Origin of the sequence: Pseudomonas sp. MWU16-30322 (genome assembly GCF_020515535.1) — a bacterium.
In the GTDB taxonomy this organism is placed as follows: domain Bacteria; phylum Pseudomonadota; class Gammaproteobacteria; order Pseudomonadales; family Pseudomonadaceae; genus Aquipseudomonas; species Aquipseudomonas fluorescens_H.
Window position 1 is genome coordinate 497,057 of sequence record NZ_JAIWYL010000004.1, and the last position, 23,751, is coordinate 520,807.

At 61.1% G+C, this 23,751-nt stretch carries 24 protein-coding genes; 15 read left to right on the forward strand and 9 right to left on the reverse strand.

Going from position 1 to position 23,751, the window contains the following annotated elements; translation table 11 throughout:
• Positions 1-47 precede the first annotated feature (47 nt).
• Positions 48-668, reverse strand: coding sequence for a LysE family transporter (locus LCH64_RS10975; protein WP_226500253.1), 621 nt, complete (start codon positions 666-668; stop codon positions 48-50).
• 189 nt (positions 669-857) lie between these two features.
• Between LCH64_RS10975 and LCH64_RS10980 the strand changes: the two genes are divergently transcribed.
• On the forward strand, positions 858-1,763 hold the full coding sequence (locus LCH64_RS10980) for a LysR substrate-binding domain-containing protein (RefSeq protein ID WP_226500254.1): 906 nt from the start codon (positions 858-860) through the stop codon (positions 1,761-1,763).
• Here LCH64_RS10980 and LCH64_RS10985 read toward each other — a convergent pair.
• Both LCH64_RS10985 and LCH64_RS10990 read right to left on the reverse strand, forming a co-directional pair.
• Complete coding sequence (locus LCH64_RS10985) at positions 1,756-2,208, reverse strand: hypothetical protein (protein ID WP_226500255.1); 453 nt, start codon at positions 2,206-2,208, stop codon at positions 1,756-1,758. The genes LCH64_RS10980 and LCH64_RS10985 overlap by 8 nt on opposite strands.
• A 71-nt stretch (positions 2,209-2,279) precedes the next feature.
• Positions 2,280-3,209 carry a LysR family transcriptional regulator gene (locus tag LCH64_RS10990; RefSeq protein ID WP_226500256.1) on the reverse strand — a complete coding sequence of 310 codons (930 nt, stop codon included), beginning with the start codon at positions 3,207-3,209 and terminating at the stop codon, positions 2,280-2,282.
• Positions 3,210-3,336: 127 nt separating this feature from the next.
• Between LCH64_RS10990 and LCH64_RS10995 the strand changes: the two genes are divergently transcribed.
• On the forward strand, positions 3,337-3,612 hold the full coding sequence (locus tag LCH64_RS10995) for a DUF2798 domain-containing protein (protein ID WP_003225824.1): 276 nt from the start codon (positions 3,337-3,339) through the stop codon (positions 3,610-3,612).
• An 8-nt stretch (positions 3,613-3,620) separates the two neighbouring features.
• Here the strand turns inward: LCH64_RS10995 and LCH64_RS11000 are convergent, their stop codons facing one another.
• Positions 3,621-4,391, reverse strand: coding sequence for an APH(3')-II family aminoglycoside O-phosphotransferase (locus LCH64_RS11000; RefSeq protein ID WP_226500257.1), 771 nt, complete (start codon positions 4,389-4,391; stop codon positions 3,621-3,623).
• Positions 4,354-5,313 carry a LysR family transcriptional regulator gene (locus LCH64_RS11005; protein WP_226500258.1) on the reverse strand — a complete coding sequence of 320 codons (960 nt, stop codon included), beginning with the start codon at positions 5,311-5,313 and terminating at the stop codon, positions 4,354-4,356. The genes LCH64_RS11000 and LCH64_RS11005 overlap by 38 nt, the downstream gene beginning before the upstream one ends.
• Positions 5,314-5,419: 106 nt before the next feature.
• Here LCH64_RS11005 and LCH64_RS11010 point away from each other — a divergent pair, with 106 nt between their 5' ends.
• From LCH64_RS11010 to LCH64_RS11030, 5 genes are all read left to right on the forward strand, one after another.
• Complete coding sequence (locus tag LCH64_RS11010; RefSeq protein ID WP_226500259.1) at positions 5,420-7,147, forward strand: amidohydrolase; 1,728 nt, start codon at positions 5,420-5,422, stop codon at positions 7,145-7,147.
• A 37-nt stretch (positions 7,148-7,184) separates the two neighbouring features.
• Complete coding sequence (locus LCH64_RS11015; RefSeq protein ID WP_226500260.1) at positions 7,185-8,261, forward strand: C45 family peptidase; 1,077 nt, start codon at positions 7,185-7,187, stop codon at positions 8,259-8,261.
• 37 nt (positions 8,262-8,298) lie between these two features.
• Positions 8,299-9,627 carry an MFS transporter gene (locus LCH64_RS11020; protein WP_226500261.1) on the forward strand — a complete coding sequence of 443 codons (1,329 nt, stop codon included), beginning with the start codon at positions 8,299-8,301 and terminating at the stop codon, positions 9,625-9,627.
• 111 nt (positions 9,628-9,738) lie between these two features.
• Positions 9,739-11,526, forward strand: a complete 1,788-nt coding sequence (locus tag LCH64_RS11025) for a thiamine pyrophosphate-requiring protein (protein WP_226500262.1) — start codon at positions 9,739-9,741, stop codon at positions 11,524-11,526.
• 737 nt (positions 11,527-12,263) lie between these two features.
• Entirely contained in the window at positions 12,264-12,977 is a 714-nt protein-coding gene (locus LCH64_RS11030) for a DUF72 domain-containing protein (protein ID WP_226500263.1), read from the forward strand.
• A 1-nt stretch (position 12,978) separates the two neighbouring features.
• Here LCH64_RS11030 and mntP read toward each other — a convergent pair whose 3' ends face one another.
• The 3 genes from mntP to LCH64_RS11045 all read right to left on the reverse strand — a co-directional run bounded on the left by mntP (position 12,979) and on the right by LCH64_RS11045 (position 15,974).
• Positions 12,979-13,542 carry a manganese efflux pump MntP gene (mntP, locus tag LCH64_RS11035; RefSeq protein WP_045122500.1) on the reverse strand — a complete coding sequence of 188 codons (564 nt, stop codon included), beginning with the start codon at positions 13,540-13,542 and terminating at the stop codon, positions 12,979-12,981.
• A 402-nt stretch (positions 13,543-13,944) separates the two neighbouring features.
• Complete coding sequence (locus tag LCH64_RS11040) at positions 13,945-15,315, reverse strand: ATP-binding protein (protein WP_226500264.1); 1,371 nt, start codon at positions 15,313-15,315, stop codon at positions 13,945-13,947.
• A complete protein-coding gene (locus LCH64_RS11045) occupies positions 15,312-15,974 on the reverse strand; it encodes a response regulator (RefSeq protein WP_139054787.1) in 663 nt (220 codons plus the stop codon). The genes LCH64_RS11040 and LCH64_RS11045 overlap by 4 nt, the downstream gene beginning before the upstream one ends.
• A gap of 170 nt (positions 15,975-16,144) precedes the next feature.
• On the opposite strand from LCH64_RS11045, the gene LCH64_RS11050 reads away from it, so the two are divergent.
• From LCH64_RS11050 to LCH64_RS11070, 5 genes are read left to right on the forward strand one after another with little or no spacing between them, the layout of a single operon-like run.
• The gene (locus LCH64_RS11050) at positions 16,145-16,411 is read left to right on the forward strand and encodes a PepSY domain-containing protein (RefSeq protein WP_007960465.1); all 267 of its coding nucleotides are present in this window, start codon (positions 16,145-16,147) and stop codon (positions 16,409-16,411) included.
• Positions 16,411-16,956, forward strand: a complete 546-nt coding sequence (locus LCH64_RS11055; protein WP_226500265.1) for a cytochrome b/b6 domain-containing protein — start codon at positions 16,411-16,413, stop codon at positions 16,954-16,956. Before LCH64_RS11050 ends, LCH64_RS11055 begins: the two co-directional genes overlap by 1 nt.
• Positions 16,957-17,007: 51 nt before the next feature.
• Positions 17,008-18,303 (forward strand): sialidase family protein, encoded by a 1,296-nt coding sequence (locus LCH64_RS11060; RefSeq protein WP_226500266.1) that lies wholly within the window; start codon positions 17,008-17,010, stop codon positions 18,301-18,303.
• Entirely contained in the window at positions 18,303-18,914 is a 612-nt protein-coding gene (locus tag LCH64_RS11065; protein ID WP_003225798.1) for a hypothetical protein, read from the forward strand. The genes LCH64_RS11060 and LCH64_RS11065 overlap by 1 nt, the downstream gene beginning before the upstream one ends.
• Positions 18,915-18,936: 22 nt before the next feature.
• Positions 18,937-20,964: an LTA synthase family protein gene (locus tag LCH64_RS11070; protein ID WP_226500267.1), complete on the forward strand. Its 2,028-nt coding sequence runs from the start codon at positions 18,937-18,939 to the stop codon at positions 20,962-20,964.
• 29 nt (positions 20,965-20,993) lie between these two features.
• Here LCH64_RS11070 and LCH64_RS11075 read toward each other — a convergent pair whose 3' ends face one another.
• On the reverse strand, positions 20,994-21,812 hold the full coding sequence (locus LCH64_RS11075; protein WP_226500268.1) for an alpha/beta hydrolase: 819 nt from the start codon (positions 21,810-21,812) through the stop codon (positions 20,994-20,996).
• A gap of 189 nt (positions 21,813-22,001) precedes the next feature.
• Here LCH64_RS11075 and LCH64_RS11080 point away from each other — a divergent pair, with 189 nt between their 5' ends.
• The 3 genes from LCH64_RS11080 (at position 22,002) to LCH64_RS11090 (ending at position 23,563) form a co-directional block, all read left to right on the forward strand.
• Positions 22,002-22,451 (forward strand): helix-turn-helix domain-containing protein, encoded by a 450-nt coding sequence (locus LCH64_RS11080; protein ID WP_201137368.1) that lies wholly within the window; start codon positions 22,002-22,004, stop codon positions 22,449-22,451.
• A 104-nt stretch (positions 22,452-22,555) separates the two neighbouring features.
• Entirely contained in the window at positions 22,556-23,104 is a 549-nt protein-coding gene (locus tag LCH64_RS11085; protein ID WP_226500269.1) for a hypothetical protein, read from the forward strand.
• Between the two features lie 48 nt (positions 23,105-23,152).
• Positions 23,153-23,563, forward strand: a complete 411-nt coding sequence (locus tag LCH64_RS11090) for a hypothetical protein (RefSeq protein WP_226500270.1) — start codon at positions 23,153-23,155, stop codon at positions 23,561-23,563.
• The last annotated feature ends 188 nt before the right edge of the window (positions 23,564-23,751 follow it).

Here is a 23,751-nt window from a genome sequence, read left to right on the forward strand (position 1 = left end):
AGGGATACCTCGACAGGTATCAGACTCGACAGCATAAACGCTCTACCTCAGGACTGTGCAACCCCGGGAATCATCAAACACGCCGCCAGACCAATCAGTGCCGTACCAATCACCTTGTCGATGAGCCGCTGTTTTTCCAGCATCCGGCGGCGTAATCGATCCGTTGAGAAAAACAGTGCAACCAGGCTGAACCACACCCAGTGCGTGAACGACATGAACAAGCCATAGGCGAAGTTTGCTGTCAGGGAACTGCCTGGCTCCACCACCTGGCTGTACGCCGCCACCACGAACAGCATGGTTTTCGGATTCAGTGCATTGGTCAGAAAGCCTGAGCAGAACACTTTCCAGGCGCGGGGTGCCGAAGCGCTCGCATCGGCAAATATCAGCACCGATTTATTGGTAAAGGATTTGATGCCCAGATAGACCAGGTAACCGGCACCCAGCAGCTTCATCATCCAGAACAGTACCGGCGATTGAGTAATGATCAGCGCCACCCCGAACACGGTGTAGAACACATGAACCTGCACGCCGCAGGCAATGCCCAGCGCAGCCAGCAAACCGCTTCGCCGGCCATAGGCGTAACTGTTGCGGGTGACCATGGCAAAGTCCGGCCCGGGACTGATCACGGCCAGGATGGTGATCGCGATTACCAAAAACAACTCGTTCATTCCTGCTCTCCCCATGACGATATTTGCGCTACTCGAATTCACAGATGTCGAGCTTCGATCTGTACCAACGACCAACAGTGGTTGATGGGAATCTGCTCTAGCGGCCTTGAGCGGCGCCATGATGGAGAAGTATCTTCGGCAAAAAAAACGATTTATAGTCGCGAAAATCTGTGAGAAATCATCGCCTATATGAACCTTCCTCCATTGGCTGCCTTTCGCTTCTTCAATACCGCCGCCCAGACCCAGAGTTTTGTAAAAGCTGCCGAGCTGCTGCACGTTACTCACGGTGCGGTCAGCCGCCAGGTGCGCTTGCTGGAGGAGGCGATCGGCGTGGAATTGTTCGAGCGGCGCAATCGGGCGATCTTTCTCAACCACGCCGGGCGCTTGCTGTTCAATGTCACCGCGCCGATGTTCGAACAGTTGGAAAGCGCTGTTTATCGTCTGCAACGCGAAGTCCACGATGACGTGCTGGTGGTGTCCTGCGAGCCAACCATCGCCATGAAGTGGTTGATCCCGCGTTTGCCTGACTTCCGTAGCGCGCATCCACAGTTGCAGGTGCAATTGCTGACGGCCGGCGGACCGATCGACTTCGCTCGTTCAGGCGTGGATCTGGCGATCCGGCGCGACGATTTTCATTGGGACGAGACCGTGCATGGGGTGACCCTTTGTGAGGAGTGGATCGGCCCGGTCTGCGTGCCGTCCAGTCGTCCTGCAAGCGATCATTTGCGCGGTGCCTGCATGCTGCGCAGCAAGACGCGCCCACAGGCGTGGGATAACTGGCTTCGACTGGCCGACATGACCACGGTGCAGGTCAGTCGAGTCGACTACGAACACTTCTATCTGTGCATTCAAGCGGCGTTAGCGGGGCAAGGGATCGCCATGGCGTCGTTTCTGATGGTTCAGGACGAGCTCAAATCCGGCCAATTGATCGCGCCATTCGGCTTCATTCGCGACGGCTCGAGTTATTGCCTGTTATCGCCGCAACCCTTTGAGCAGAGCTCCAATGCCATGGTTTTCCGCGAGTGGATCACCCAGCAGATGAGCGCCTGTAGCCGGCAGTTTGAGGGGGCTGATGATTCGCCCGGCGCTATTTAGTGATGCTGCCCTGACGCAGGTCCGCGCAAAAAATATCCACGCTGCCATCGGTCGCCGCCGTGCGCACTACCACGGAGTAATCGCCGGACAGCAACGGCGACAGGGCCACCGGCGCGCTCCGGGAAAACGTCCAGCCACGAATCGCCTGTCGTTCGGTATTGACCCTGTCGTTCAACGCATAGGCCACCGCTCCGGGTTGCTGGCAACTGCCCTTGTTGATGAAGGCATAAAGGCGCAAGGGCAGTGAGGCACCGCTCGGCGCGCCGCTGATGAAGAAACTGAAGTTGGTTTGCTGGCCCCAGTCAGACAGCGTGACATTGCCGATCTGCCCGGTGTTTTGACGGGTGGCGGTCAACGGCAGGTTCACGCTGGAGCCGGATGAACCGGCGCATCCGGCAAGGGCGGTTACTATCAGTATTGCTGCGAGCGGAGTGGTGAGCTTCATTACCGATCTCCTGAGTTGAGAGGCTGCAATGAGCCAGTTAAGCAGATCGGCACGCCGGTATGCGCCGCGGCTCAAGGCGCTTGCATCGGCCAGCGTCTGTTCAGGTGTTCAGTTAGATAATCCATGAAAGCTCTGACCTTCGGCGTCATCGCCGCTCGCTCCTGCACGCATGCATAGATGTCCATCGGTTCGACATAGGCGTGGCTTTCACCCGGGAGATTTTCAAACAGCGGCACCAGTTGACCGCTTTCAAGATAGGGCGCGGCGACGAATTCGGCCAGGCGCGTAACGCCCGCGCCGTTGACTGCCATTTGCGTCAGAACATCGATGTCGTCGCTGATGGCGGTGGCGTTGATCGGGGCGTCGTAGTGCTCGCCGTTGCGGAGGAAACCCCAGCGCAGAAAACGCCCGTCCAATGGATAACGGAACGCCAGACAGGCATGGTGTTGCAGGTCTTGCGGTAATTGCGGCATGCCGGCGCGTTCGAGGTAGGCGGGGGCGGCGCAGAAGATGAACGGCAGGGAAACAATCCGGCGCGCGACGATGCCGTCTTCCAGTTGCGGCTTGATCCGCAAGCTCAGGTCGATGCCGTCCTGGATGTGATTGATCTTGCCGTTGGTGGTCGACAGCTCGACCAGCAGGCGCGGATGCAGCGCGGCGAAACCGGCGAGTAACGGCGCCAGGACGTGGCGGCCGAATGCGCTGGTGGAGGCGATGCTCAAACGCCCTTGCAGTTCGCTTTCATCGCTGACGATCGCACTTTGCGCCGACTCCAGATCAGCCGCGATGCGTCGCACCTTTTCGTAATACAGCGCACCATTTTCGGTGAGGGCCATGCGGCGGGTGGTGCGCTGCAGCAGTCGAACACCGAGGTGCGTTTCGAGGCGATTAAGGGTCTGGCTCACCGCGGCCGCACTGACACCCAGCGTCTTGGCGGCGCCGACGATGGAGCCGGCTTCGACCACTTTGATAAAACTGGCAATCGCCGCCAACAGATTCATCCGTGTCCCGCCGCGTGGGTTTGATTCGTAAGTTCTGCTTTATAAAGTACCTGTGGCGGGCCGTCTAGTTGCGCGCAGGGGGGCTTTGCTAAGGTGCCGACTCCCTGTCAACGGATGGAAAAGCCCTATGAATCAAAGAACCACCACCGATGCCTTGTATCTCAGCCGGCGCAAGCTGTCGCCGCGGGCGACGCCCTATGTGTTTGCGTTGTACATGGCGACGATCATGGCGTTCCTGATGTCGCTGGTGATCACCGCCGCCAATTCCGGGATTGATAACGACTACCTGAGTAATGCGTTGCACGCTTACAAGCTGGCAATGCCGGTGGCCTTTCTGTGCATCCTCGTGGTGCGGCCGATTGTGATCAAACTGGTAGCGCTGACGGTGCATCCGCATCGTTGATGCGTGCCTCAGAAAAACTCGTCGAGCAACTGATAGAAGGCGATTTTCCGCAGATCCGGTTGTACCCCATAAGCCTCGAAAAATGCCGGCACCCATTGCTCGCCGAGGTTGTAGGCGATGCTGTGGGCTGTCAGTGCAAGGTCCTGGAAACGGTCGGAAACGCCCAGCCGCCCGCAGTCGACGAAACCGCTGAAGCGTCCGTGGTCGACGAGCAGGTTGGGCAGGCACGCGTCGCCGTGAGTCACCACCAGGTCTTCGCTGTCCGGGCGTGCGGCCAGCATCTGCTCGAACACCGCTTCGGCGCTTTGGCCGAGGCGCGAGTCGTCGAAATCTTCTTCGTCGATCAAACCGGCCAACAGGTGCTCTCGGGCCAGGGCGATTTTCGCGTCGAGGCGATGATCGAATGGGCAGTCTTCAATGTCGATTGCATGCAGCGTGCGCAAGGCATTCGCCGCCAGCGAGACGATTTGCTGCGGCGTGAGATGTTCACTGCTGGCGAGGTCGCGTCCCGGTACAGCGGTCATCAGCAACCAGAAGCGCTCGCTTTCTTCGACGCTGTCGAGCACGCGCGCCGCCGGCAGATCCTGCTCAGCCAGCCAGCGCAGGCGCTGCACTTCGCCAGGCAATTCGGAGAAGCTGATTCGCGGTTCCGATTTGACGAACAGCGGCGCTGATCCGGCGGGCGTCAGGCGGAACACATCGGCTCGGGATTCGCCGATGGTTTGCTGTTCGTAGCGGGTGTCAGCGAAACGCTGGCGCCATGTCTGTGGCAGATCCATTTTCATTCGTCCCTTGTGACAGTGGGCGCCAGTGCGCCTTCAAGAATTCGATAAACACTTTGACCTTGCGCGTGTTGCGCCGGTGGGCCAGATACAACACGTAAATCCACGGGCCGAATGCGCTTGGCTCGCGCCAGTACTCGGGCATCACTTCCACCAGTTCGCCGCTAGCCAGATACGGCGCGGCGCTCCATTGCGGCAGAAACTGCAGGCCCTGACCCTTCAGCAGGCAGGCCAGCAGGAAGTCGTAATTGTCGCTGGCCACGCGTGGACTCGGCTGGGTCAGGCGAATCCTCCGGTCACCTTGTTTGACCCACCAGAAATGCCGGTTGAGCAGCGGGTGACGAAAGATCAGCCAGTCGTGCTGCTGATAGTTGTCCAGTGACACCTCTTGACCCTTGCGCGCCAGATACGTCGGGCTGGCGCACAGCACCACCTGATTCTCGACGATGGGTTGGGCGATCACGCCCGGCAGATCGATCGGGCCGTCACGCAGCGCCAGATCGTAACCGCCATCCACCGGATCGTCATAGCTGTCACTCAAGTCGACTTCCAGATGCACCTGTGGGTGGGCGTCGAGAAAGCGGCAGCAGACGTCGTTGAGAAACGCCGGGGCGAAGGAGGGCGGTGCGGTGATGCGCAGGCCGCCGCTCAATTCGTGCCTGAGCTGTTCGACACCCTCGCAGGCCAGTTGCAGTTGCATCAGCGCCTGCCGCGCGCCATCCAGATAAATCCGCCCGGCCTCGGTCAACGCCATACGTCTGGTCGTCCGGTCGAACAGCCGCGTGCCGAGCTCTTCTTCCAGTTGCGCCACGGCTTTGGTCAGGGCTGACGGAGTCTTGCCGAGCACCTCGGCGGCGCGGCTGAAATTGCCGTGTTCGGCGGTGGCGACGAACATCGTCAGAGCACTCATCTTGTCCATTGATCTATTCCTGCTGGGCACAGAAGTTGTGCGCGAGGTGGCATTCAGTTATCGCCAAGGCTTGGATAGGCTTGCTCGCAGCCTAACAAAAATAACGAGAAGCCTCATGAAGCAGCTACTGAGCCTGATGGTGTCATCGGCACTGGCCTGTGCCTCACTGGAAAGTCTGGCGTCCGCCGATCTGATCCTGCACGACGCCAAGGTCTACACCGCCGAACCCGGCCAGCCCTTGCAGCAAGCGGTCGCGGTGGAGAACGGCAAGATCCTCGCCGTGGGCACGGATGCGCAGGTGATGCGCCTGAAGACGCCGGCCACGCAAGTGATCGACCTGCACGGTAAAGTGCTGATGCCGGGATTCATCGACTCGCATTCCCACACGATCAAGGGCGGTCTGCAGATGTTGCAGGCCAACCTCGACGGGCAACTGTTGCCGCTTGATCAACTGGAACAACGCCTGCGCCAATGGCGTCAGGACGGCAAGGCGCAGCGTGGGGATTTCCTCAGTGTCGGCGGGTTGCCGTCGACCTACTGGAGCGACATCGCCGCCCTCGAGCAGTGTTTCAATCAGGGCGAATGGGCGAACCAGCCGATCCTCCTGCTGGGCTGGGATCTGCACACCGGCTGGGCCAATCGGGCGATGCTTGAACGCGCCGGCGTCACGGCAGAGAAAGTTAAAACGCTCAAGGGCGAAGAGCAGGCAACCATCGGCCATCACTCCGACGGCAGCCCGGATGGCTTCCTCGTCGATGCCGGACTGTACCCGGTGCAGGCCTTGCTGCCGCCGCCGACCGCTGACACCTTACTGGCCGCTGGGCGCGCGGCATTGAACTATTACAAGAGCCTGGGGATCACCGGATGGATGGACCCGCTCGCCAACGAAGTCCCGGGCAGTGACGTTACCAACACCTCGCTCGGCGTGTTGCCGACCTACAAAAAACTCTCGGAAAACGGCGAACTCACCGCCCACGTCGCGGCACTGTTGATGGCGGATTCCAAGGCCAGACCGGCCGACCTCGATGAGCTGGACAAGGTGCGCCAACAGTTCCTCGGAGTCAGCAATCTGACCTTGCCGGGGATCAAGATTTTCGCTGACGGCGTGGCCGAAGTGCCGGCGCAAAGCGCGGCGATGATCGAGCCGTACCGCAACTCGAAAAAGACCGGTGAGCTGCTGATCGACCCGGCGCACTTCGGCGAGCTGGTCAGCGCTGCCGATGCGCGCGGCTGGCTGGTGCACATCCACGCCATCGGTGACCGCGCGGTGCGTGAGTCGCTTAACGGCATCGAGCAGGCACGCAAGGATCGTCAGAGTGGCATCGCCCATTCGATCACTCACCTGCAAATGGTCAATCCCAAGGAGTTCGCTCGTTTCAAGGCGCTGAATGTCATCGCCTCGATGCAGATGTTCTGGGCTGCCGCCGACGAGTCGAGCATGGACCTGGTCAAGCCTTACGTCAGCGCGATGGCCTTCATGTACACCTATCCGGCGCGCTCGCTGTTGAAGAACGGCGCGACCATCGCCGGTGCCAGCGACTGGCCGATCACCACCCCGGAGCCGTGGAAGGCGATCTATCAGGCCGTCAGCCGCAAAGGCCCGAAAGGCGTGCTCAACGCCGCCGAAGACATCGACCGTCAGGTCATGTTCCAGGCCTACACCCTCAACGCGGCCAAGGTGCTGCGCCTTGAAGACCAGATCGGTTCGCTCAAGCCCGGCAAGCAGGCCGACATGATCGTCCTCGACCGCGATGTGTTCACGGTCGAGCCCGCCGCTCTGCGCGACACCCAGGTGCTCAACACCTGGTTCGCCGGTCGCGAAATCTACCGCCGTAAACCGTGACGGCAGCCTTTCAAAACGACAACAAGGAAATCTTTTCGTGAATGTTCATTGCTTCGTCACCGACACCCGGGATCCGCAGATTCGCGGGCAGCAGATTGGCACCACCTGGGCCGCGCAGATCCGCCAGACGGTGGCGCTCTATCTGGATTTCTTCAATCAGGTCGGTGTTCCCCAGGCACAGGTGCAGGCCATCGGTGAAGCCAGTCTGCAAACCCTCCAAGGCTGGTGCCCGAGCCTCGCCGAAGAGCTCGTCGCCACTGCTGAAGGTGCCGGGGTGCCGCTTTGGCAGCTCGCCAGCCTGAATGCCCGTACCGAGATTCTCGCGGTGATGCCGGCGTCCACTGAAGGCGAGTGTTCGACCGCCGTGTTCGCCCCCAACGGCGCATTGCCGCCGCGCAGCATCCAGACCTGGGACTGGCACGATTCGCTGGTGCCTAACGGGTTGATTCTGCAACTGACCACGGCCAAGGGCATGACGGTCAAACTGTTCACCGAGTTCGGCATGCTCGGCAAGATCGGCGTCAACAGCGCCGGGCTGGGCTTGCACTTCAACATTCTGCATCACGCCAGCGACAATGGATCTGCCGGGGTGCCGGTGCATGCGATTGCCCGGCGCATCCTTGAAGAAGCCAGCAGCGTTGACGAAGCGATTGCGCTGGCGCGTTCAGCGCGGGTCAGCGCCTCCACGGTGCTGACCGTGTTCTCCCGCGAGGACTCAAGCCCGCGTGCGGTGAGCATTGAAATGTCGCCCGCATTCACTGCAGTGGTACGGCCCGATGCCGAGGGCTGGATCAGCCACACCAACCATTTCCTCGATCCCGAACTGAGCCTCGGCGAGCGCACACCGGATGCCTCGACGACGTACGCCCGTTTCGATCACGTCAACGCGGCGCTGCAAAACATGGCCAGCGGCAACCTGAGCCATCGGGCAGACGCCATGTGCGGCGAGGCGGGTGAAGACGCGCCGATCTGCTTCCACCCGGATCTGAGCATGCCGGCGACCGAACGCTGGGAGACTCTGCTGACCATCGGCATCGACACCGAGAACAGCGTCCTCGAATACGCCGCCGGCAACCCCAAACAGCTCGCCCGAAACGGCTATCTGCGTTTCTGAATCGCGGCCTCCAATAAAAACAAAACGAGCAATGCACATGGCTACCGAGATTGATCGCAAGAGCGGTTCCCCGTCAGCGCTGAGGACGTTTTTCGTCTCCGGCATGGGCACCGCCCTGGAGTTCTATGACTTCGTGATATACGGCACCGCCGCCGCGCTGGTGTTTCCCCAAGTGTTTTTTCCGCAGATGGATCCGCTGACCGCGACGCTGGTGGCGTTCGGCGCCTTTGGCGCCGGGTTCTTCGCCCGGCCCCTTGGCGGCATGGTGTTCGGGCATTACGGTGACAAACTCGGCCGGCAGAAAATGCTGGTGATCACGCTGCTGCTGATGGGTTTGAGCACGCTGTTGATCGGGTGCCTGCCGGGCTATGCCACCCTCGGCGCTGGCGCACCGGTGTTGTTGGTGCTGCTGAGGCTGGTGCAGGGCTTTGCCGCCGGTGGCGAGTGGGGTGGCGCGGCGTTGTTCGGTATCGAGTCGGCGCCGCCCGGGCGTCGTGGTCTGTGGGGCAGTTTCACCAGCATGGGCATCGGTATCGGCGGGATTCTCGGGGCCGGGGTGTTCGCGATTGTCAGTGTCGCGTCACACGATGACCTGGCCGGATTTGCCTGGCGCATTCCATTCTGGCTCGGTGGCGTGCTGGTGCTGATCGGTTTGTATGCGCGCCTGCACAAACCGCTTGAACAACCTGCCGAACCGCAGGCCCACGTGCGCATGCCGCTGCTTGAAGCGCTGCGCGCGCGGCCCAGAGCCATGCTGTTGTGCACCGGCATCGCTTTCGGTTACGTGACCATCGCCTACATCGGCAGTACGTTCTTTCTGTCGTATGCCACGCAATTGGGCTATGGCAGTACCGACGCGCTGGTATTCGACTTGTCGCTGTCGATCGCCATCGTGATCACCGCGCCGTTGTTTGCCTTGCTGTCCGACCGGATCGGCCGCCGCCAGGTGATGATCCTCGGCGCGCTGATCATGGCTCTCGGCTTCTTTGCTTTTTTCCCGCTGGTCGGCCTCAAGAGTCTGCTGATTTCTACCGCTGCCTATATCGCCATCGGTGCGTTCATGGGCGCGACGCAGGGGCCTATTCCGGCGTTTCTGGCTGAACAGTTTCCGCGGCACATGCGCTATTCGGGAATGTCGGCGGCGTACCAGATCGGTGCGGCGCTGGGCGGCGGGACCGCTTCCAGTGCAGCGACGGCGATCTTGATCGCGAACAACCACAACGCGTTCGGGGTGGCGGTTTACGGCGCGGTTGCGCTGGGTATCGTGGCGCTATGCTCGTTTCTTCTGAAGGAGACGGCGCACCTGAGCCTTGCCCAAATCGATGAGGTCGAGTGGGCGCAGGCTGTACCCGTCGCCACTGGCTAATGGCAAAAACAATCGAAACTTCGCGCTCTTCCCGGCTGTCCAGACCTTTGTACTTCCCGGTGGATGTTTCGCCGGGAAGGCTTCATGCATCGGTGACAGGCGAGGAACGAGATGACGACGACAGTGGGAGATTTTCTGGTTGAGCGGCTCAGTCAATGGGGCGTCACGCGGATTTTTGGTTATCCGGGAGACGGCATCAATGGCGTGTTCGGCGCGCTCGCCCGAGCCAATGGCAAGATCGAATTCGTTCAGGCCCGGCACGAAGAAATGGCCGCGTTCATGGCTTCGGCCCACGCCAAGTTCACCGGCGAATTAGGTGTGTGCATCGCCACTTCAGGCCCCGGCGCTACGCACTTGATTACCGGGCTGTACGACGCCCGTATGGATCACCAACCGGTGCTGGCGATTGTTGGTCAGCAGGCGCGCACCGCACTCGGCAGCCATTACCAACAGGAGCTGGACCTGGTCTCGATGTTCAAGGATGTGGCCGGGGCTTTTGTGCAGCAGGCGTCGGCGCCGTCGCAAGTACGACATCTGCTCGACCGCGCCGTGCGCACAGCGGTTGGCGAGCGGCGGGTGACAGCGATCATCCTGCCCAATGATTTGCAGGATCTTGAATACGAGCCACCGGCGCGGGCGCATGGCACCGCGCACTCTGGCGTCGGTTACACCAAGCCGAAAGTGCTGCCCTACGAGGCGGATCTGCAGCGCGCCGCCGACGTTCTGAACAGCGGTGAAAAGGTTGCGATTCTGGTCGGCGCTGGCGCGTTGCAGGCGACGGATGAAGTGATCGCCATCGCGGAAAAACTCGGTGCTGGCGTCGCCAAGGCGTTGCTCGGCAAGGCTGCGCTGCCGGACGATTTGCCGTGGGTCACCGGCAGCATTGGTCTGCTGGGTACCGAACCGAGCTACAAGATGATGAATGAATGCGACACCTTGCTGATGATTGGCTCGGGTTTCCCCTATGCGGAATTTCTGCCCAAGGAAGGTCAGGCGCGCGGCGTGCAGATCGACCTGCAACCCGACATGCTCAGCCTGCGTTATCCGATGGAGGTCAATCTGGTTGGCGACTCCGCCGAAACCCTTGCCGCTTTGCTGCCATTGCTCGAACAGAAGACCTCGCGCAAGTGGCGAAAAAAGATCGAAGGCTGGCGCGGCAGCTGGGAAAAGACCCTGGAAAAGCGTGCTATGGCCAAAGCCACACCGATCAATCCACAGCGGGTGGTGTATGAACTGTCACCGCGCCTGCCGGATCAGGCAATCATCACCAGCGATTCGGGCTCCTGCGCCAACTGGTACGCCCGTGACCTGAAAATTCGCCGGGGCATGCAGTGTTCGCTGTCCGGCGGACTGGCTTCGATGGGGGCTGCCGTGCCGTACGCGATTGCCGCCAAGTTCGCCCACCCCGAGCGCGCGGTGATTGCCCTGGTGGGGGATGGCGCGATGCAGATGAACAACATGGCCGAGCTGATCACCGTCGCCAAATATTGGCGCCAGTGGGCCAGTCCGAAGTGGATCTGCGCGGTGTTCAACAACGAGGATCTGAATCAGGTCACTTGGGAGCAACGAGTGATGGAGGGCGATCCGAAGTTCGAAGCCTCGCAAAGCATCCCCGACGTGCCGTATCACCTGTTTGCCATTTCCATCGGCCTGAAAGGGATTTTCGTCGACCGCGAAGAGGACGTTGCCGCCGCCTGGGAACAGGCATTGGCTTCGGAGGTGCCGGTGCTGATCGAGTTCAAGACTGATCCCAACGTACCGCCGTTGCCGCCGCACATCACGCTCCAACAGGCGAAGAAATTTGCCACGACCCTGCTCAAGGGCGACCCGGACGAGGCGGGCGTCATCGTGCAAGCCGCCAAGCAGGTCCTGGCCAGCGTCCTCCCCGGCAAAAAATAACCGCATAGGAGCTTCGCCGTGCCCCAAATCTGTGAACGCCGCTGAAACCTGTGGGAGCGGGCTTGCTCGCGAAGGCGGTGTGTCAGGCGCAGCGATTGTGGATGTGTCGACGCCTTCGCTGGCAAGCCAGCTCCCACAGGTATTTCGTCGTACCCCAAATTTGTGAACGCCGCCGAAATTGTGGGAGCGGGCTTGCTCGCGAAGGCGGTGTGTCAGGCGCAGCGATTGTGGATGTGTTGACGCCTTCGCTGGCAAGCCAGCTCCCACAGGTATTTTGTCGTACCCCAAATTTGTGAACACCGCCGAAATTGTGGGAGCGGGCTTGCTCGCGAAGGCGGTGTGTCAGGCGCCGCGATTGTGGATGTGTCGACGCCTTCGCTGGCAAGCCAGCTCCCACAGGTATTTTGTCGTACCCCAAATTTATGAACGCCGCCGAAACTGTGGGAGCGGGCTTGCTCGCGAAGGCGGTGTGTCAGGCGCCGCGATTGTGGATGTGTCGACGCCTTCGCTGGCAAGCCAGCTCCCACAGGTATTTCGTCGTCCCCCAACTCTGTGAACGCCGCTGAAACCTGTGGGAGCGGGCTTGCTCGCGAAAGCGCTGTGTCAGGTGCAGAAGTTGTGGATGTGTCGACGCCTTCGCTGGCAAGCCAGCTCCCACAGGTATTTCGTCATCCCCCAAATTTGTGAACGAAGACCGTGGAGATTTTCATGCGTGAAGCGGCGAAGGTGCTTTTTTGATGTTCATTGGTTGCGCAGGCTGGAGTCTGGGGCGTGAGTATTGGCCGCAGTTTCCGGAGGAGGGCACGCATCTGCAGCGTTATGCGGCACGGTTCGACTGCGTGGAAATCAACAGCTCGTTCTATCGCCCGCATCGGCGCGAGACGTATGCACGCTGGGCGGAATCGGTGCCACCGGGGTTTCGTTTTTCGGTGAAAGTGCCTAAGCAGATCACCCATCAATTGCGTTTGCAGAACTGTGATCAGGCGCTGGATGAGTTCCTCGGGCAGTGCGAGGGCCTGGCCGATCGGCTGGGATGCTTGCTGGTGCAACTGCCACCGTCGCTGGCCTTTGAGCCGGCACACGCAGAGGCGTTTTTCGTGGCGTTGCGCCAACGATTCGCGGGTGATGTGGTGTTGGAGCCACGGCATGAATCGTGGGTGACGGCGGCGCCGATGCTGCACGCTTATCGTATCGCCCAGGTCATGGTCGATCCATCGCGAATCAGTAGCGATGGCTCGGCGCAGGGCTGGGCGGGTGTGCGCTATTGGCGACTGCATGGCGCGCCACGGATTTATCACAGTGCTTATGAGCTGCCTTATCTGCAGCAGCTTGCGCAGAACATGCGGCTCTGCGCTGCTGAAGGCGCCAGCGTCTGGTGCATTTTCGACAACACCGCCAGTGGCGCCGCGTTGGGCAACGCGATGACACTGGCGGCGCTTATCCGCGCCTGAATCAGGCTGACAAGTGCTCGTACAGAATGGTCGCGCCGACGATCATCAGCACCACACCACCGACGATTTCCGCACGCTTGCCGACCACCGCTCCGAGTACCCGGCCAAGCATCACGCCGATGGTCACCATGGTCATGGTTGCCACGCCGATGGCCGCTGCCGCCACCCAGATATTCACGTCGACAAACGCCAGACCGACGCCGACCGCGAGCGCGTCAATGCTGGTGGCGAACGCGGTGACCGCCAGAATCAGGAACGAGTGCTGACCGGGTTTTTCTTCTTCCTCGTCTTCGTGTTTCAGGCCGTTGTAGATCATGTGCAGGCCGAGGATCAGCAGCAGGGTGAAGGCGATCCAGTGGTCCCATTCGGCGACCCAACGGGTGGCGGCCTGACCGATCAGCCAGCCGATGATCGGGGTGATGGCTTCGATCACGCCGAAGATCAGGCCGGTGCGCAGTGCTTCGGTCAGACGTGGTTTGTGCAGGCTGGAGCCTTTGCCGATGGCCGCGGCGAACGCGTCCGTGGACATGGCCAGAGCGAGGAATATGAGGGAAACAGGATTCACGGGGGCACACTTCCAGTCGGGCTATGAGTCAACGACACAACCACACGCCCGACTTTAGGCATGGATGTGTCGTCGGTCTCACCAACCAAAAGGTGTTCGTACCACGGCGTGTTGCCGAGAATGTTGATACGAACGCTTCCGAGGGACTCGGAAACAGGCTACTCCCCAACGAGGCTGCGGATCTTATTTGGGCAAACATGAAAATTTTGTCAAAAGCATCGAGGCGATCGATAAACACAAGACTCTGTGGCGAGGGAGCTTGTCGAATCGTCGCACCGTCCCGCTGGGTCGCGCAGCGGCCCTTTCTATGGCCAACAGCAGAAGGCCTGCTGCGCAGTCCAGCGGGAGCAAGCTCCCTCGCCACAGATATCTTCACACGGAGTTACGCTCGAACCTGTCAGCTCAGCGCTCCTCATTGATCCGCAACTGCGCACACAACCCGCCCTGCGGCCGGTTGTACAGCTGCAGCGTGCTGCCGATCTTGCCGACGATCATCTGCACGATCGCCAGCCCCAGTCCCGCGCCGTTACCGTGGCCATGGCTGTAGAAACGCTCGAACAGCCGCGCGTATTCCTGCTCGTTGATACCGGGGCCGGCGTCCTCGACGCTGATGTACACCGCGCCACCCGCCTGCGGTTGCACCTGGACCCGCACCTCGCTGCCCGGTGGGGCGAAGTTCAGGGCGTTGGTCACCAGGTTCTGCAAGGCGATGGCGAGGGCCACCGGGTCGGTGTCGACCGGGCAGTGGTGGTCGCTGTCGAGGATCAGTTCGACGTCTTTTTCCAGGGCCAGCGGTGCCAGTTCGGCGAGTTCTTCGCGCACCAGTTCGGTCAGTTCCACGCTGCGGGTTTCGGGATTGGCCAGGTGCGGTTCGATGCGCGCCATGGTCAACAATTGACTGGCGATACGCGTCGCCCGATCCACCGCGCTGACCAGATACTCCAGCGCTTCTTCGCGTTGTTGCGGGGTCGCCGCCAGTTGCGCGTTTTGCGCGTGGATCCGCAGAATCGCCAGCGGTGTGCGCAGCTCATGGGCGGCGTCGGCAATGAAGCGCCGCTCCCGCGCCAGCAGATTGTCGATCTGTTGCAGCAGACGATTGAGCGCGGTCTGCATCGGCTCCAGATCGTGAGGCAGAGGGCTGAGGTGCAGCGGTTTCAGGGTTTCGGTGTCACGTCCGCGAATGCTCTGCGCCATCGCGCGCAGCGGTTGCAGGCCCCAACCGATGGTCAGCCAGATCAGCGCGGCCAGCAGCGGGACGCCGATCAGGCTCGGCCACACCGTGTGGCCGACGATGCGCTCGATCAGGTCCTGACGGATGTCATCACGCTCGCCGACCCAGATCAGCAGCCCCTGTTGCGGATCCTTGAGCAGGAACGCACACCAGTCGCGACCGTTCTCCATCAGGTCATGCGAGCCGAGGGTGGTGGGCGGTGCGGCAAGCTCCGGCGCTTCGGCCGAGCGCACCAGCAATTGGCCGTCGCTGCGCCACACTTGAAAGGTCAGACGGGTTTCGTACGGGTGCGCAGCCTCGCCGTCGCCGACCCGGCTCATGGCTTCATCGAAGGCCTGATAGAGCCGGCTCCAGTCCTTGTCGCCCGGCGCGCGCTGGGCCAGCACGCCTTGCAGCAGGCGCGCACTTTGCGCCAGTTGGGCATCGTAGACCTCTTCGATTTCATGGTGACTGTCGCGCAGCACCAGCCAACTGATCAGCAGATCGCCGATCAATACCAGAATCAGCACCGGCACCAGAATCCGCGCACGTATGGAAATCATGGCTTGAGCTCCACCACATAGCCCACACCGCGCACCGTTCGGATCAACTCGCTCGAGAGTTTTTTGCGCAGGTTGTGGATCAGCACTTCAAGGGTGTTGCTCTCGACCCGGTCCTGCCAGCCATACAGCGCCCGCGACAGACGTTCGCGGGTGACGACCTTGCCGGGGCGGGCCATCAGTTGATGCAGCAGTTGATATTCCATCGGCGTTACTACCACGTCGGTGCCGTGCCAGGTGACCTGCTGCGTGACCGGATCAAGGCACACGCCGGCATGCTCGAGCACCGGTTGCGCACGGCCCTGACTGCGGCGCAGCAACGCGCGGATGCGCGCTTTCAATTCATCGACGTCGAACGGTTTGATCAGGTAGTCGTCGGCGCCGGCATCCAGCCCGGCGATGCGTTCGGCGGTGCCGTCGCGGGCGGTGAGGATCAGTACCGGCAAATCCTGTTGCTCGCCGCGCAAGCGTTGCAGCAGCGCGAGGCCGTCGAGCCGTGGCAGACCGAGGTCGAGCAGCAGCAAGTCGAAGCTCTCACTGCGCAGGGCGTGCAGGGCGCTGACTCCGTCCTGCAACCAGTCGAGGGTGTAGCCTTCGCTGCCGAGGGCAACGCGAATGCCTTGACCGAGGGCGCGATCATCTTCGACCAGCAATAGGCGCATAACGGATTCTCTTGAGGAAACACGGCGGTTGACCGGCGGCATCATGCCGCTGTGCAGCCGGCTGTGGCAGCTGACCCGACGGGAAAGATGTAACGACTCGTTGCCAACTAAGCTTCGACTAAGGTTGCTTTTGCACAGTGAGGCCTTCCTCATCGAGCGAGAGTGTTTCCATGCGCAAACTTCTGCTGTTGTCCCTCATCGTTGCCAGCCCGCTGGCCGTCGCCGGCCCGCAATGCACCACCGCCGAACGCTCGCAATGGCAAGACCAGAAAGCCTTTCAGGAACAACTCAAGGCCCAGGGCTACGAGATCAGCAAGTTCAAGGTCACCGACGGCAACTGCTACGAGATCTATGGCTTTGACAAGGACAAGCGCAAGGTCGAGATCTACCACGACCCGGTCAGCGGCAAAGCGGTGAAAACCGAGATCAAGGGCTGATGTCGAGCGCGTCCGTGCGCCTGTGGGACCCCGTGGTGCGGCTGTTTCATCTGTCCATCGCGGGCGTCTTCGTCGCCAATTATTTCTTCAATGAAGCCGGTGATGACTGGCATGTGTGGCTCGGCTATTACGCCATGGGCTGGCTGCTGGTACGGCTGGTGTGGGGATTCGTCGGGCCGCGCAGTGCGCGTTGGGCGGATTTCTGGCCGACGCCGACGCGGCTGTTCGCCCATGCGCGCTCGTTGATTGCCGGACGGCCCGAGCATCGTCTTGGGCATTCGCCGATGGGTGCGCTGGTGATGCTGTTGATGTTGCTGGCGATGTTTATCGCCGGTTTGAGCGGCTGGGCCATGGAAGAGGTCGATGCCTTGTGGGGCGCCGACTGGCCGTTGCAGGTGCACGAAACCGCTACCGACATCTTGCTGGTGCTGGTCTGCCTGCACATCGCCGCCGCGCTGTTCGAAAGTTTTCTGCTGCGCGACAACTTGCCGTTGTCGATGCTCACGGGACGCCGGCGCCGCTTGCCGGACGATCTGCCGCGCTGACAAGGATGTTTTGCCGATTGCCCTCCATCCTGTTTTTGCCGTGAGTCCACTATGCGTGTGCTTCCCGATCGCTTGAAACTTATCCTCGGCGGACTGGCCGTGAGCCTGATTTTCTGGGGCGCCTGGCGCAGCCATCCGGCCCATGTGCTGGCGCCGTTTGCCGTGGCGACGCCGCCGGTCGATGCCTCGCTGCAGGCACCGGAGCCGCTGTACAGCAGTCGCTTCGTCTCCTCGCAATTGAATGATTTCGTGCACTCCTCGTCGGTGACCGCACTGCCGGGCGGTGACCTGATGGCGGTGTGGTTTGCCGGTTCGCGTGAGGGCGCTGCCGACGTGCAGATCCGCACCGCCCGCTATGATGCCAACAGCGCGGAGTGGGGCGCCGAGCAGGTGCTGGCCACCCGCGAATCGACCCGCGACGGCACCCAGCGCTACATCCGCAAACTGGGCAACCCGGTGATTGCCCTCGCGCCGGATCAGCGGTTGTGGATGTTCTATGTCTCGGTGTCCGTGGGCGGCTGGGCCACCAGTGCGATCAACGTGATGGTTTCGGATGATGTCGGGCGCAACTGGTCGGCGCCGCGACAGCTGATCACCTCACCGTTTTTCAACATCAGTACGCTGGTGCGCGCCGCGCCGGTGTTCCATGCCGACGGCTCGATCGGTCTGCCGGTGTATCACGAGTTCATGGGCAAATTCGCCGAGTACCTTTACCTGAGCGCAGACGGCGCGGTGATCGACAAATTCCGCATCAGCCGTGGCAAACATTCGTTGCAACCGACCATTGTGCCGCTGGATGGCCGGCGTGCCGTGGCCATGCTGCGTTATGCCGGCGACACTCATCATCGAGTGCTGGCCAGCCGCACCGAGGACGCCGGGCAGACCTGGAGCGAGCCGTACCCGCTGGAACCGGCCAACCCCAATTCATCGCTCGCGGCAGTCGGCACCGACGACAACGGGCTGCTGGTGGCGCTGAATGATCTGCAGGACGGGCGCTTCAAGCTCAGCCTCTATGGCACTGATGACAGCCTGAACAATTGGCGCAATGTGATCGAACTCGATCAGTCGCCCGATCCGCTCGGCCAGCCGTTCGCCCCCGACGCCTATAAGGCAATCATCGGCGAAGGCTTTCGCGCTTCGAGTGGTGCCCGGCGCTTGCCGCTGGAGCAACGCTTTCTGAGCAATCTGGACTACCGGGTGTGCAAGCCGCAGGGCTGTGATTTCGAGTACGAGTATCCGTACTTCAGTCGCGGCAGCGATGGCCTTTATCACCTGGTGTATTCGTGGAATAACACCTTCATCAAACATGTCAGCTTCAACGAAGCGTGGCTGGAGGAGCGCCTGTGATGCTGATCCTCTGGCAAGCCCATTTGACGTTCATCCTGCTTGGTTTTGTCCTGCTGGGTTCGTTGCAATGCACGCAACGCTGGCGTCCGTGGCTGTTGCCGCTGCTGGCAGTGGTCAGCTTCGTGCCGGTCAACGAGCTGCCCTTGGCGGCGTATGTGCGCAGTGTCACCGACGATCTGGCGATCACCACGCTGGTGCTGCTCGGCTGGGCCAGTCTGGTCCGACTGGGCGTGGTCGAGCGGCAGACATTGTCGGCACGGGTGCAGGTGCTGGTGCTGTTTACCGTGCTGGCCGCGCTGCTGTACCCGGCGACGATGGGCCTGACGTATTTCGATCCGTACCGCTGGGGCTTCAACCCACGGCCGATGATCGTCTGTATCGGTCTGCTGGCATTGGCGCTGTTGTGGCTGCGCAACACGCTGGCAGTGTCGATGCTCGCGCTGGGCACGCTGGCGTTCGCCTTGCGTCTCAAGGCTTCGGAAAACTATTGGGATTACCTGATCGACCCGCTGCTGCTGGGTTACTGCCTGATCGCCGCTGCAGCGCTGTGCATCCGTGAGGTCTGGCGTCTGCTGCGAGCCGCACCGGCCGGCGCGACATCTTCTATTTGAACCAACGACACTGAGGTCAATGATGGGCTGGTTGCAATCGCGACGCCTGCGCTACGGCGTGGGTGCGGCAGGTTTGGCGTTTTTGTTGTTTGCCGTGCTCAGGCTGGTGTTCGTGCTGGGGTTTTCCGGGATCGCGCCCAGCGAGTTCATCGATAACCCGGCACTGCGTGAAACCCTGGGCATCGGTTTGCGTTTCGACTTGCGCCTCGCCGTGTTGCTGATCCTGCCACTGGCGCTGCTGGCCTGGCTACCGCGCTGGAACCTCACGCGGTTGCCGTGGTTGCGTCGGGTCGCACGGGTTTACTGGCTGCTGGCGCTCGGTGCGATTGGCCTGTTGTACATCATCGATTTCGGTCATTACGCCTATCTCGGCGTGCGGATCAACGCCACGGTGCTGCGTTACCTGGAAGACGCGCAGATCTCGCAGCAGATGGTCTGGGAAACCTATCCGGTGCTGTGGATCGCCCTCGGCTGGCTGGCGACGCTGGGCGTTTGCTTCTACGGATTTTTGCAACTCGAACGCGCGACGCTGGCCCGTGAACCCAAGACTATCCAGCGTCCGTCGCTGGCATTTGGCACAGGACTGGGGGTGGTCGCGGTGCTGCTGGCGCTGCTGGGTCGTGTCGACAATCTCAACCTGGAAAATCCGGTGCCGCTGCGCTGGAGCGATGCGTTCTTTTCCGGTAACGCGCAGATCGCCGCAGTCGGTCTGAACCCGGTGCTGTTCCTGTACGACACGCTGAAAACCGGGCAGGCGCAATTCGATGAGGCGCAGGTGCGCGAGCACTATCCGCTGATTGCCCGCTATCTGGGCGTGGATCGACCGGACCCTCAAAGCCTGACGTTCGAGCGTCAGCAAGGTCTGCAGCCGTATCGGCTGCAGGGCACGCCGAACGTGATGTTCGTCATGCTCGAATCACTGGGCACCAGCGCCGTCGGCGCCTACGGCAATCCGTTGAACCCGACGCCGAACCTCGATCAACTGACGAGCCGCAGCTGGTTCTTCAAACACTTCTATGTGCCGGTCACCGGTACCGCAAAAACCGTGTGGGCGAGCATCACCGGCGTTCCCGACGTAACCCGCCGCGAAACCGCGACGCGCTACCCTCTGATTACCCGTCAGCACACGCTGATCAACGCGTTCACCGATTACCAGAAGCTCTACATGATCGGCGGCAACGCCGGCTGGGCCAATATCAACGCGCTGATCCAGCAGAGCATCGACGGCGTGCGCCTGTATCAGGAAAGTGACTGGCGTTCGCCGCTGGTGGACGTGTGGGGTATCTCCGATCTGGATCTGTTCAAGGAGAGCGACCGCATCCTGCGCGACTTGCCGAAGGACCGACCGTTCTTCGCTTACGTGCAAACCTCGGGCAACCATCGGCCGTTCACCATCCCCAAGGACAACGATGGCTTCGAGGTCAGCAACCTGTCACTGGAGCAGGTGCAGGCCGCCGGTTCGCGTAGCGTCGAGCAGTACAACGCGGTGCGCCTGCTGGATTTCAATATCGGCAAGTTGATCGAGCTGGCCAAGGCTGGCGGCTATTACGACAACACGATTTTTGTGTTCTTCGGCGACCACAACACGCGTATCAGCCAGATCCCGCACATGCCGCCGGCGTTCGAGCAACTGGGCCTGGAAAGCAATCATGTGCCGATGTTGATTCACGCCCCGGGGCTGCTGGCGCCGAAGGTCATCGAGGAGGCCGTGGGGCTGGTGGATCTGCTGCCGACGGTGGCGGGGATGGCCGGCGTGCCGTTCAGCAACGGCGCAATGGGCCGCGACATCCAGCAACCGGCGCCGGAAGGTGAGCGTGTGGTGCCGCTGGTGTTGCGCGAGGGGACGTTCCCGTTGATTGGCGGCGTGACCAAGGATTTCCTCCTGCAGATGCAACATGACGGCAGCTCGCCGACCCTGCATGACCTGGCGTCGAGCACGCCGCTGGATAACGTCGCCGGGCAAAACCCCGAGGAATTCCAGCGCCTGGTGGAGCTGACTCGGGGACTGCACGAAAGCGCGCGGCTGATGTTGTATCGCAACGTGCGCTGACCGGGACTGTACCCGGTCAGCGTGGGGCTTTATTGGTTCAGGAAAGCCAACAGGTCTTCATTCAGCGCCTGGGCGTGCGTCACGGCAAAACCGTGGGGGGCGCCGGCATAGACTTTCAGTTCGGCGCCTTTGATCAGGGCGGCGGCTTGCTTGCCGGTGGTTTCGAACGGCACGATCTGATCGCCGTCGCCGTGGATTACCAGGGTCGGCACGTCGATCTTCGCCATGTCCGGACGGAAGTCGGTTTGCGAGAATGCGGTGACGCAATCCACGGTGCCTTTCAGCGAGGCGAGCAGGGCGACGTTCAGGGTTTGCGTGAGCACGCCGTCGGAGACTGTCTGCCCCTGATTGGTGCCGTAGAACGGCGCGGCGAAATCCGCGATGAACTGCGCGCGATCCTTGAGCAGGCCAGCCTTGATCCCGTCGAACACCGAGTGGTCGACGCCTTGCGGATAGTCGGCCTTCTTGCCGAACAGCGGCGTCACCGCCCCGAGCAATACCAGCCCGGCAACGCGCTCGCTGCCGTGGCGGGCGATGTAGCGGCTGACGTCGCCGCCACCCATGGAGAAGCCGACCAGCGTGACATCGCGCAGGTCGAGGTGCTTGATCAGTTGCGCGATGTCATCGGCAAAGGTGTCGTAGTCGTAGCCGGTCCACGGTTGATCGGAGCGCCCGAAACCACGGCGGTCGAAGGCAATCGTGCGGTAGCCGCGACTGCTCAGGTACTCCATCTGGTATTCCCACATGTCGGCATCCAGCGGCCAGCCATGGCTGAACAACACGGGTTTGCCGCTGCCCCAGTCCTTGAAATAGATCTGTGTGCCGTCATCGGTAGTGAATGTGCTCATGGAAACTCCTTGCTGTGGGCAATCGTTCAGGAAGGCCGGATGCCGCAATGGCCGCCGATCACTATCGGCGCAAATCGCTGCCGTCACTTGTACGCAAGTGCTGAATTGCCGGGCAGGGCGGTGTGGTTCTTTTCCAGCGTCACAGTTGTAAGATGCAACCACACGCCGGTTTTGATGGAGAAACACCCTGTGAAGCGCAAAAGCCTGCACGGCAACGCCTGCCCGGTCGCCCGTACGCTGGATTTGATCGGCGACTGGTGGTCGCTGCTGATCATCCGCGATGCGCTGGAGGGCATCCGCCGCTTCAGTGATTTTCAGAAGAATCTGGACATCGCCAAGAACATGCTCAGCGCCCGGCTCAAGGCCCTGGTGGAGCAGGGGATTCTACAAACGGTGCCGGCCGCCGATGGCAGTGCTTACAAGGAATACGTGCTGACCGAACGCGGCAAGGCCTTGCAGACGGTAATCGTCGCGCTGTCGCAGTGGGGCGGGGAGCACCTGTATGCGCCGGGTGAGTCGGGTTCGGTGATGGTTGATGCAAAAGATCGCCAGCCGATTCGCAAGCTGCAATTGATGTCGGCTGATGGCCGCTTGCTTGCACCGCACGAGGTGGCGACGAAGACAGGCGTTGAACGCTGACAGACGGTTGCAACATAGGTTTGACGTCAAAATGATGGCCATCTAATATCGCGGCGTTGTTTTGATGTCATTCCCCGTCCTGCTTGCTCAATAGAGATTCCTGCGTGAATAAACGTGTGCTTGTGACGTTGACCCTGCTGCTCGCGCTGCCAGGCTGCCATTCCAATGTGCGTGACTCTTCCCCCAGCCTGCTGAAAGACGGCATCCAGTTGCATCAAGACCAGGTGGTGGTGGACGCCCAGCACGCCAAAGTCATCATGAAATCATCGGGTGGCACCTATCCGGTGGAGTTTTCCATTCGCCGCGCCGATGATCCCGACCGCCGCATGGAAGTGCTCGGCACCGTTGTGGATTCAGGTCGTGGCAAGGTGTTCGGCTGGATCGCCAAACTCAACGAAGTGGCCAACAGCGCCACGGTCAAACGCTTTCCGCAACTGGAAGCACAGGCCGATGCCGGCAAGCCGTTTGAGGTCTCGGGGTATTCGAGCAGCCGGGTGAACGCAGGCATTTATACCTGTGGGCCGCTGAAAAGCGCCTTCACTCCGCAACAGGGCAAGGTGTACCAGGTGGAATTCCAGTTCTCCGGTGATCTCTGCGAGCAGCACGTCTACGACGTTACCCAACCCCAGCAGCGCATTCCTGTAGCAGGTTGACCTTGCATACGCGATGCATTGAATTCAGTTGAAGATAGGAAATACCAAGTGAAACGCAATCTCTGCCTGGCTCTCATCGTCCTGGCTGCAACACTGGGTGGCTGTGCCGCCAACAAACCGGGCAACGATCCATCCCTGATCGGTTCATGGAAAGGTGTGCGGGCGGAAACCGGCAAATGCCAGTTCCTGTCCTGGAAAAACAACTTCAAGCCTGACGGCACCTTCAACATTACTTTCTTCCGGGATGCCCAGCAGACCCAGCCGATCCAGACCGAACACGGTATCTGGAAGGCGGCCAATGGCAAGAACGAGTTGCGAACCGCCGGCGTGCCCCTGCCCGACATCTACACCTACACGCTGATCGATGCCGACACGGTGCATTACGTCAGTGTGGCGAAGGACCCTACGGGCGATTGCCAGGAAGACTACGAGTTCACTGAGCACCGTATTCGCGGTTGAGTCAGTCTGCGCAAGAAAGGGGTGCATCCATTCTGGCCAATGGATGCGCCCCTTTTTCATGGCTTAACGGCACACGCTTCTTTTGTTAATTCCTTGATACAAAACCGACAAAAGGTTGAAACGATTGTTTGACGTCAAAATGATGGCCATCTAATATCGCGCCACTATTTTGATGTCATTCCGTATCG

What these genes read in the sequence shown, in the direction of transcription:
- LCH64_RS11050 (WP_007960465.1), top strand. Translation starts at nt 16,145, where the DNA reads ATGCGCAAACTTCTGCTGTTGTCCCTCATCGTTGCCAGCCCGCTGGCC.
- LCH64_RS11000 (WP_226500257.1), bottom strand. Translation starts at nt 4,391, where the DNA reads ATGGATCTGCCACAGACATGGCGCCAGCGTTTCGCTGACACCCGCTAC.
- LCH64_RS10995 (WP_003225824.1), top strand. Translation starts at nt 3,337, where the DNA reads ATGAATCAAAGAACCACCACCGATGCCTTGTATCTCAGCCGGCGCAAG.
- LCH64_RS11070 (WP_226500267.1), top strand. Translation starts at nt 18,937, where the DNA reads ATGGGCTGGTTGCAATCGCGACGCCTGCGCTACGGCGTGGGTGCGGCA.
- LCH64_RS11055 (WP_226500265.1), top strand. Translation starts at nt 16,411, where the DNA reads ATGTCGAGCGCGTCCGTGCGCCTGTGGGACCCCGTGGTGCGGCTGTTT.
- LCH64_RS10985 (WP_226500255.1), bottom strand. Translation starts at nt 2,208, where the DNA reads ATGAAGCTCACCACTCCGCTCGCAGCAATACTGATAGTAACCGCCCTT.
- LCH64_RS10980 (WP_226500254.1), top strand. Translation starts at nt 858, where the DNA reads ATGAACCTTCCTCCATTGGCTGCCTTTCGCTTCTTCAATACCGCCGCC.
- LCH64_RS11010 (WP_226500259.1), top strand. Translation starts at nt 5,420, where the DNA reads ATGAAGCAGCTACTGAGCCTGATGGTGTCATCGGCACTGGCCTGTGCC.
- LCH64_RS11030 (WP_226500263.1), top strand. Translation starts at nt 12,264, where the DNA reads ATGTTCATTGGTTGCGCAGGCTGGAGTCTGGGGCGTGAGTATTGGCCG.
- LCH64_RS11025 (WP_226500262.1), top strand. Translation starts at nt 9,739, where the DNA reads ATGACGACGACAGTGGGAGATTTTCTGGTTGAGCGGCTCAGTCAATGG.
- LCH64_RS11005 (WP_226500258.1), bottom strand. Translation starts at nt 5,313, where the DNA reads ATGGACAAGATGAGTGCTCTGACGATGTTCGTCGCCACCGCCGAACAC.
- LCH64_RS11020 (WP_226500261.1), top strand. Translation starts at nt 8,299, where the DNA reads ATGGCTACCGAGATTGATCGCAAGAGCGGTTCCCCGTCAGCGCTGAGG.
- LCH64_RS10990 (WP_226500256.1), bottom strand. Translation starts at nt 3,209, where the DNA reads ATGAATCTGTTGGCGGCGATTGCCAGTTTTATCAAAGTGGTCGAAGCC.
- LCH64_RS11045 (WP_139054787.1), bottom strand. Translation starts at nt 15,974, where the DNA reads ATGCGCCTATTGCTGGTCGAAGATGATCGCGCCCTCGGTCAAGGCATT.
- LCH64_RS11065 (WP_003225798.1), top strand. Translation starts at nt 18,303, where the DNA reads ATGCTGATCCTCTGGCAAGCCCATTTGACGTTCATCCTGCTTGGTTTT.
- LCH64_RS11075 (WP_226500268.1), bottom strand. Translation starts at nt 21,812, where the DNA reads ATGAGCACATTCACTACCGATGACGGCACACAGATCTATTTCAAGGAC.
- LCH64_RS10975 (WP_226500253.1), bottom strand. Translation starts at nt 668, where the DNA reads ATGAACGAGTTGTTTTTGGTAATCGCGATCACCATCCTGGCCGTGATC.
- LCH64_RS11040 (WP_226500264.1), bottom strand. Translation starts at nt 15,315, where the DNA reads ATGATTTCCATACGTGCGCGGATTCTGGTGCCGGTGCTGATTCTGGTA.
- LCH64_RS11060 (WP_226500266.1), top strand. Translation starts at nt 17,008, where the DNA reads ATGCGTGTGCTTCCCGATCGCTTGAAACTTATCCTCGGCGGACTGGCC.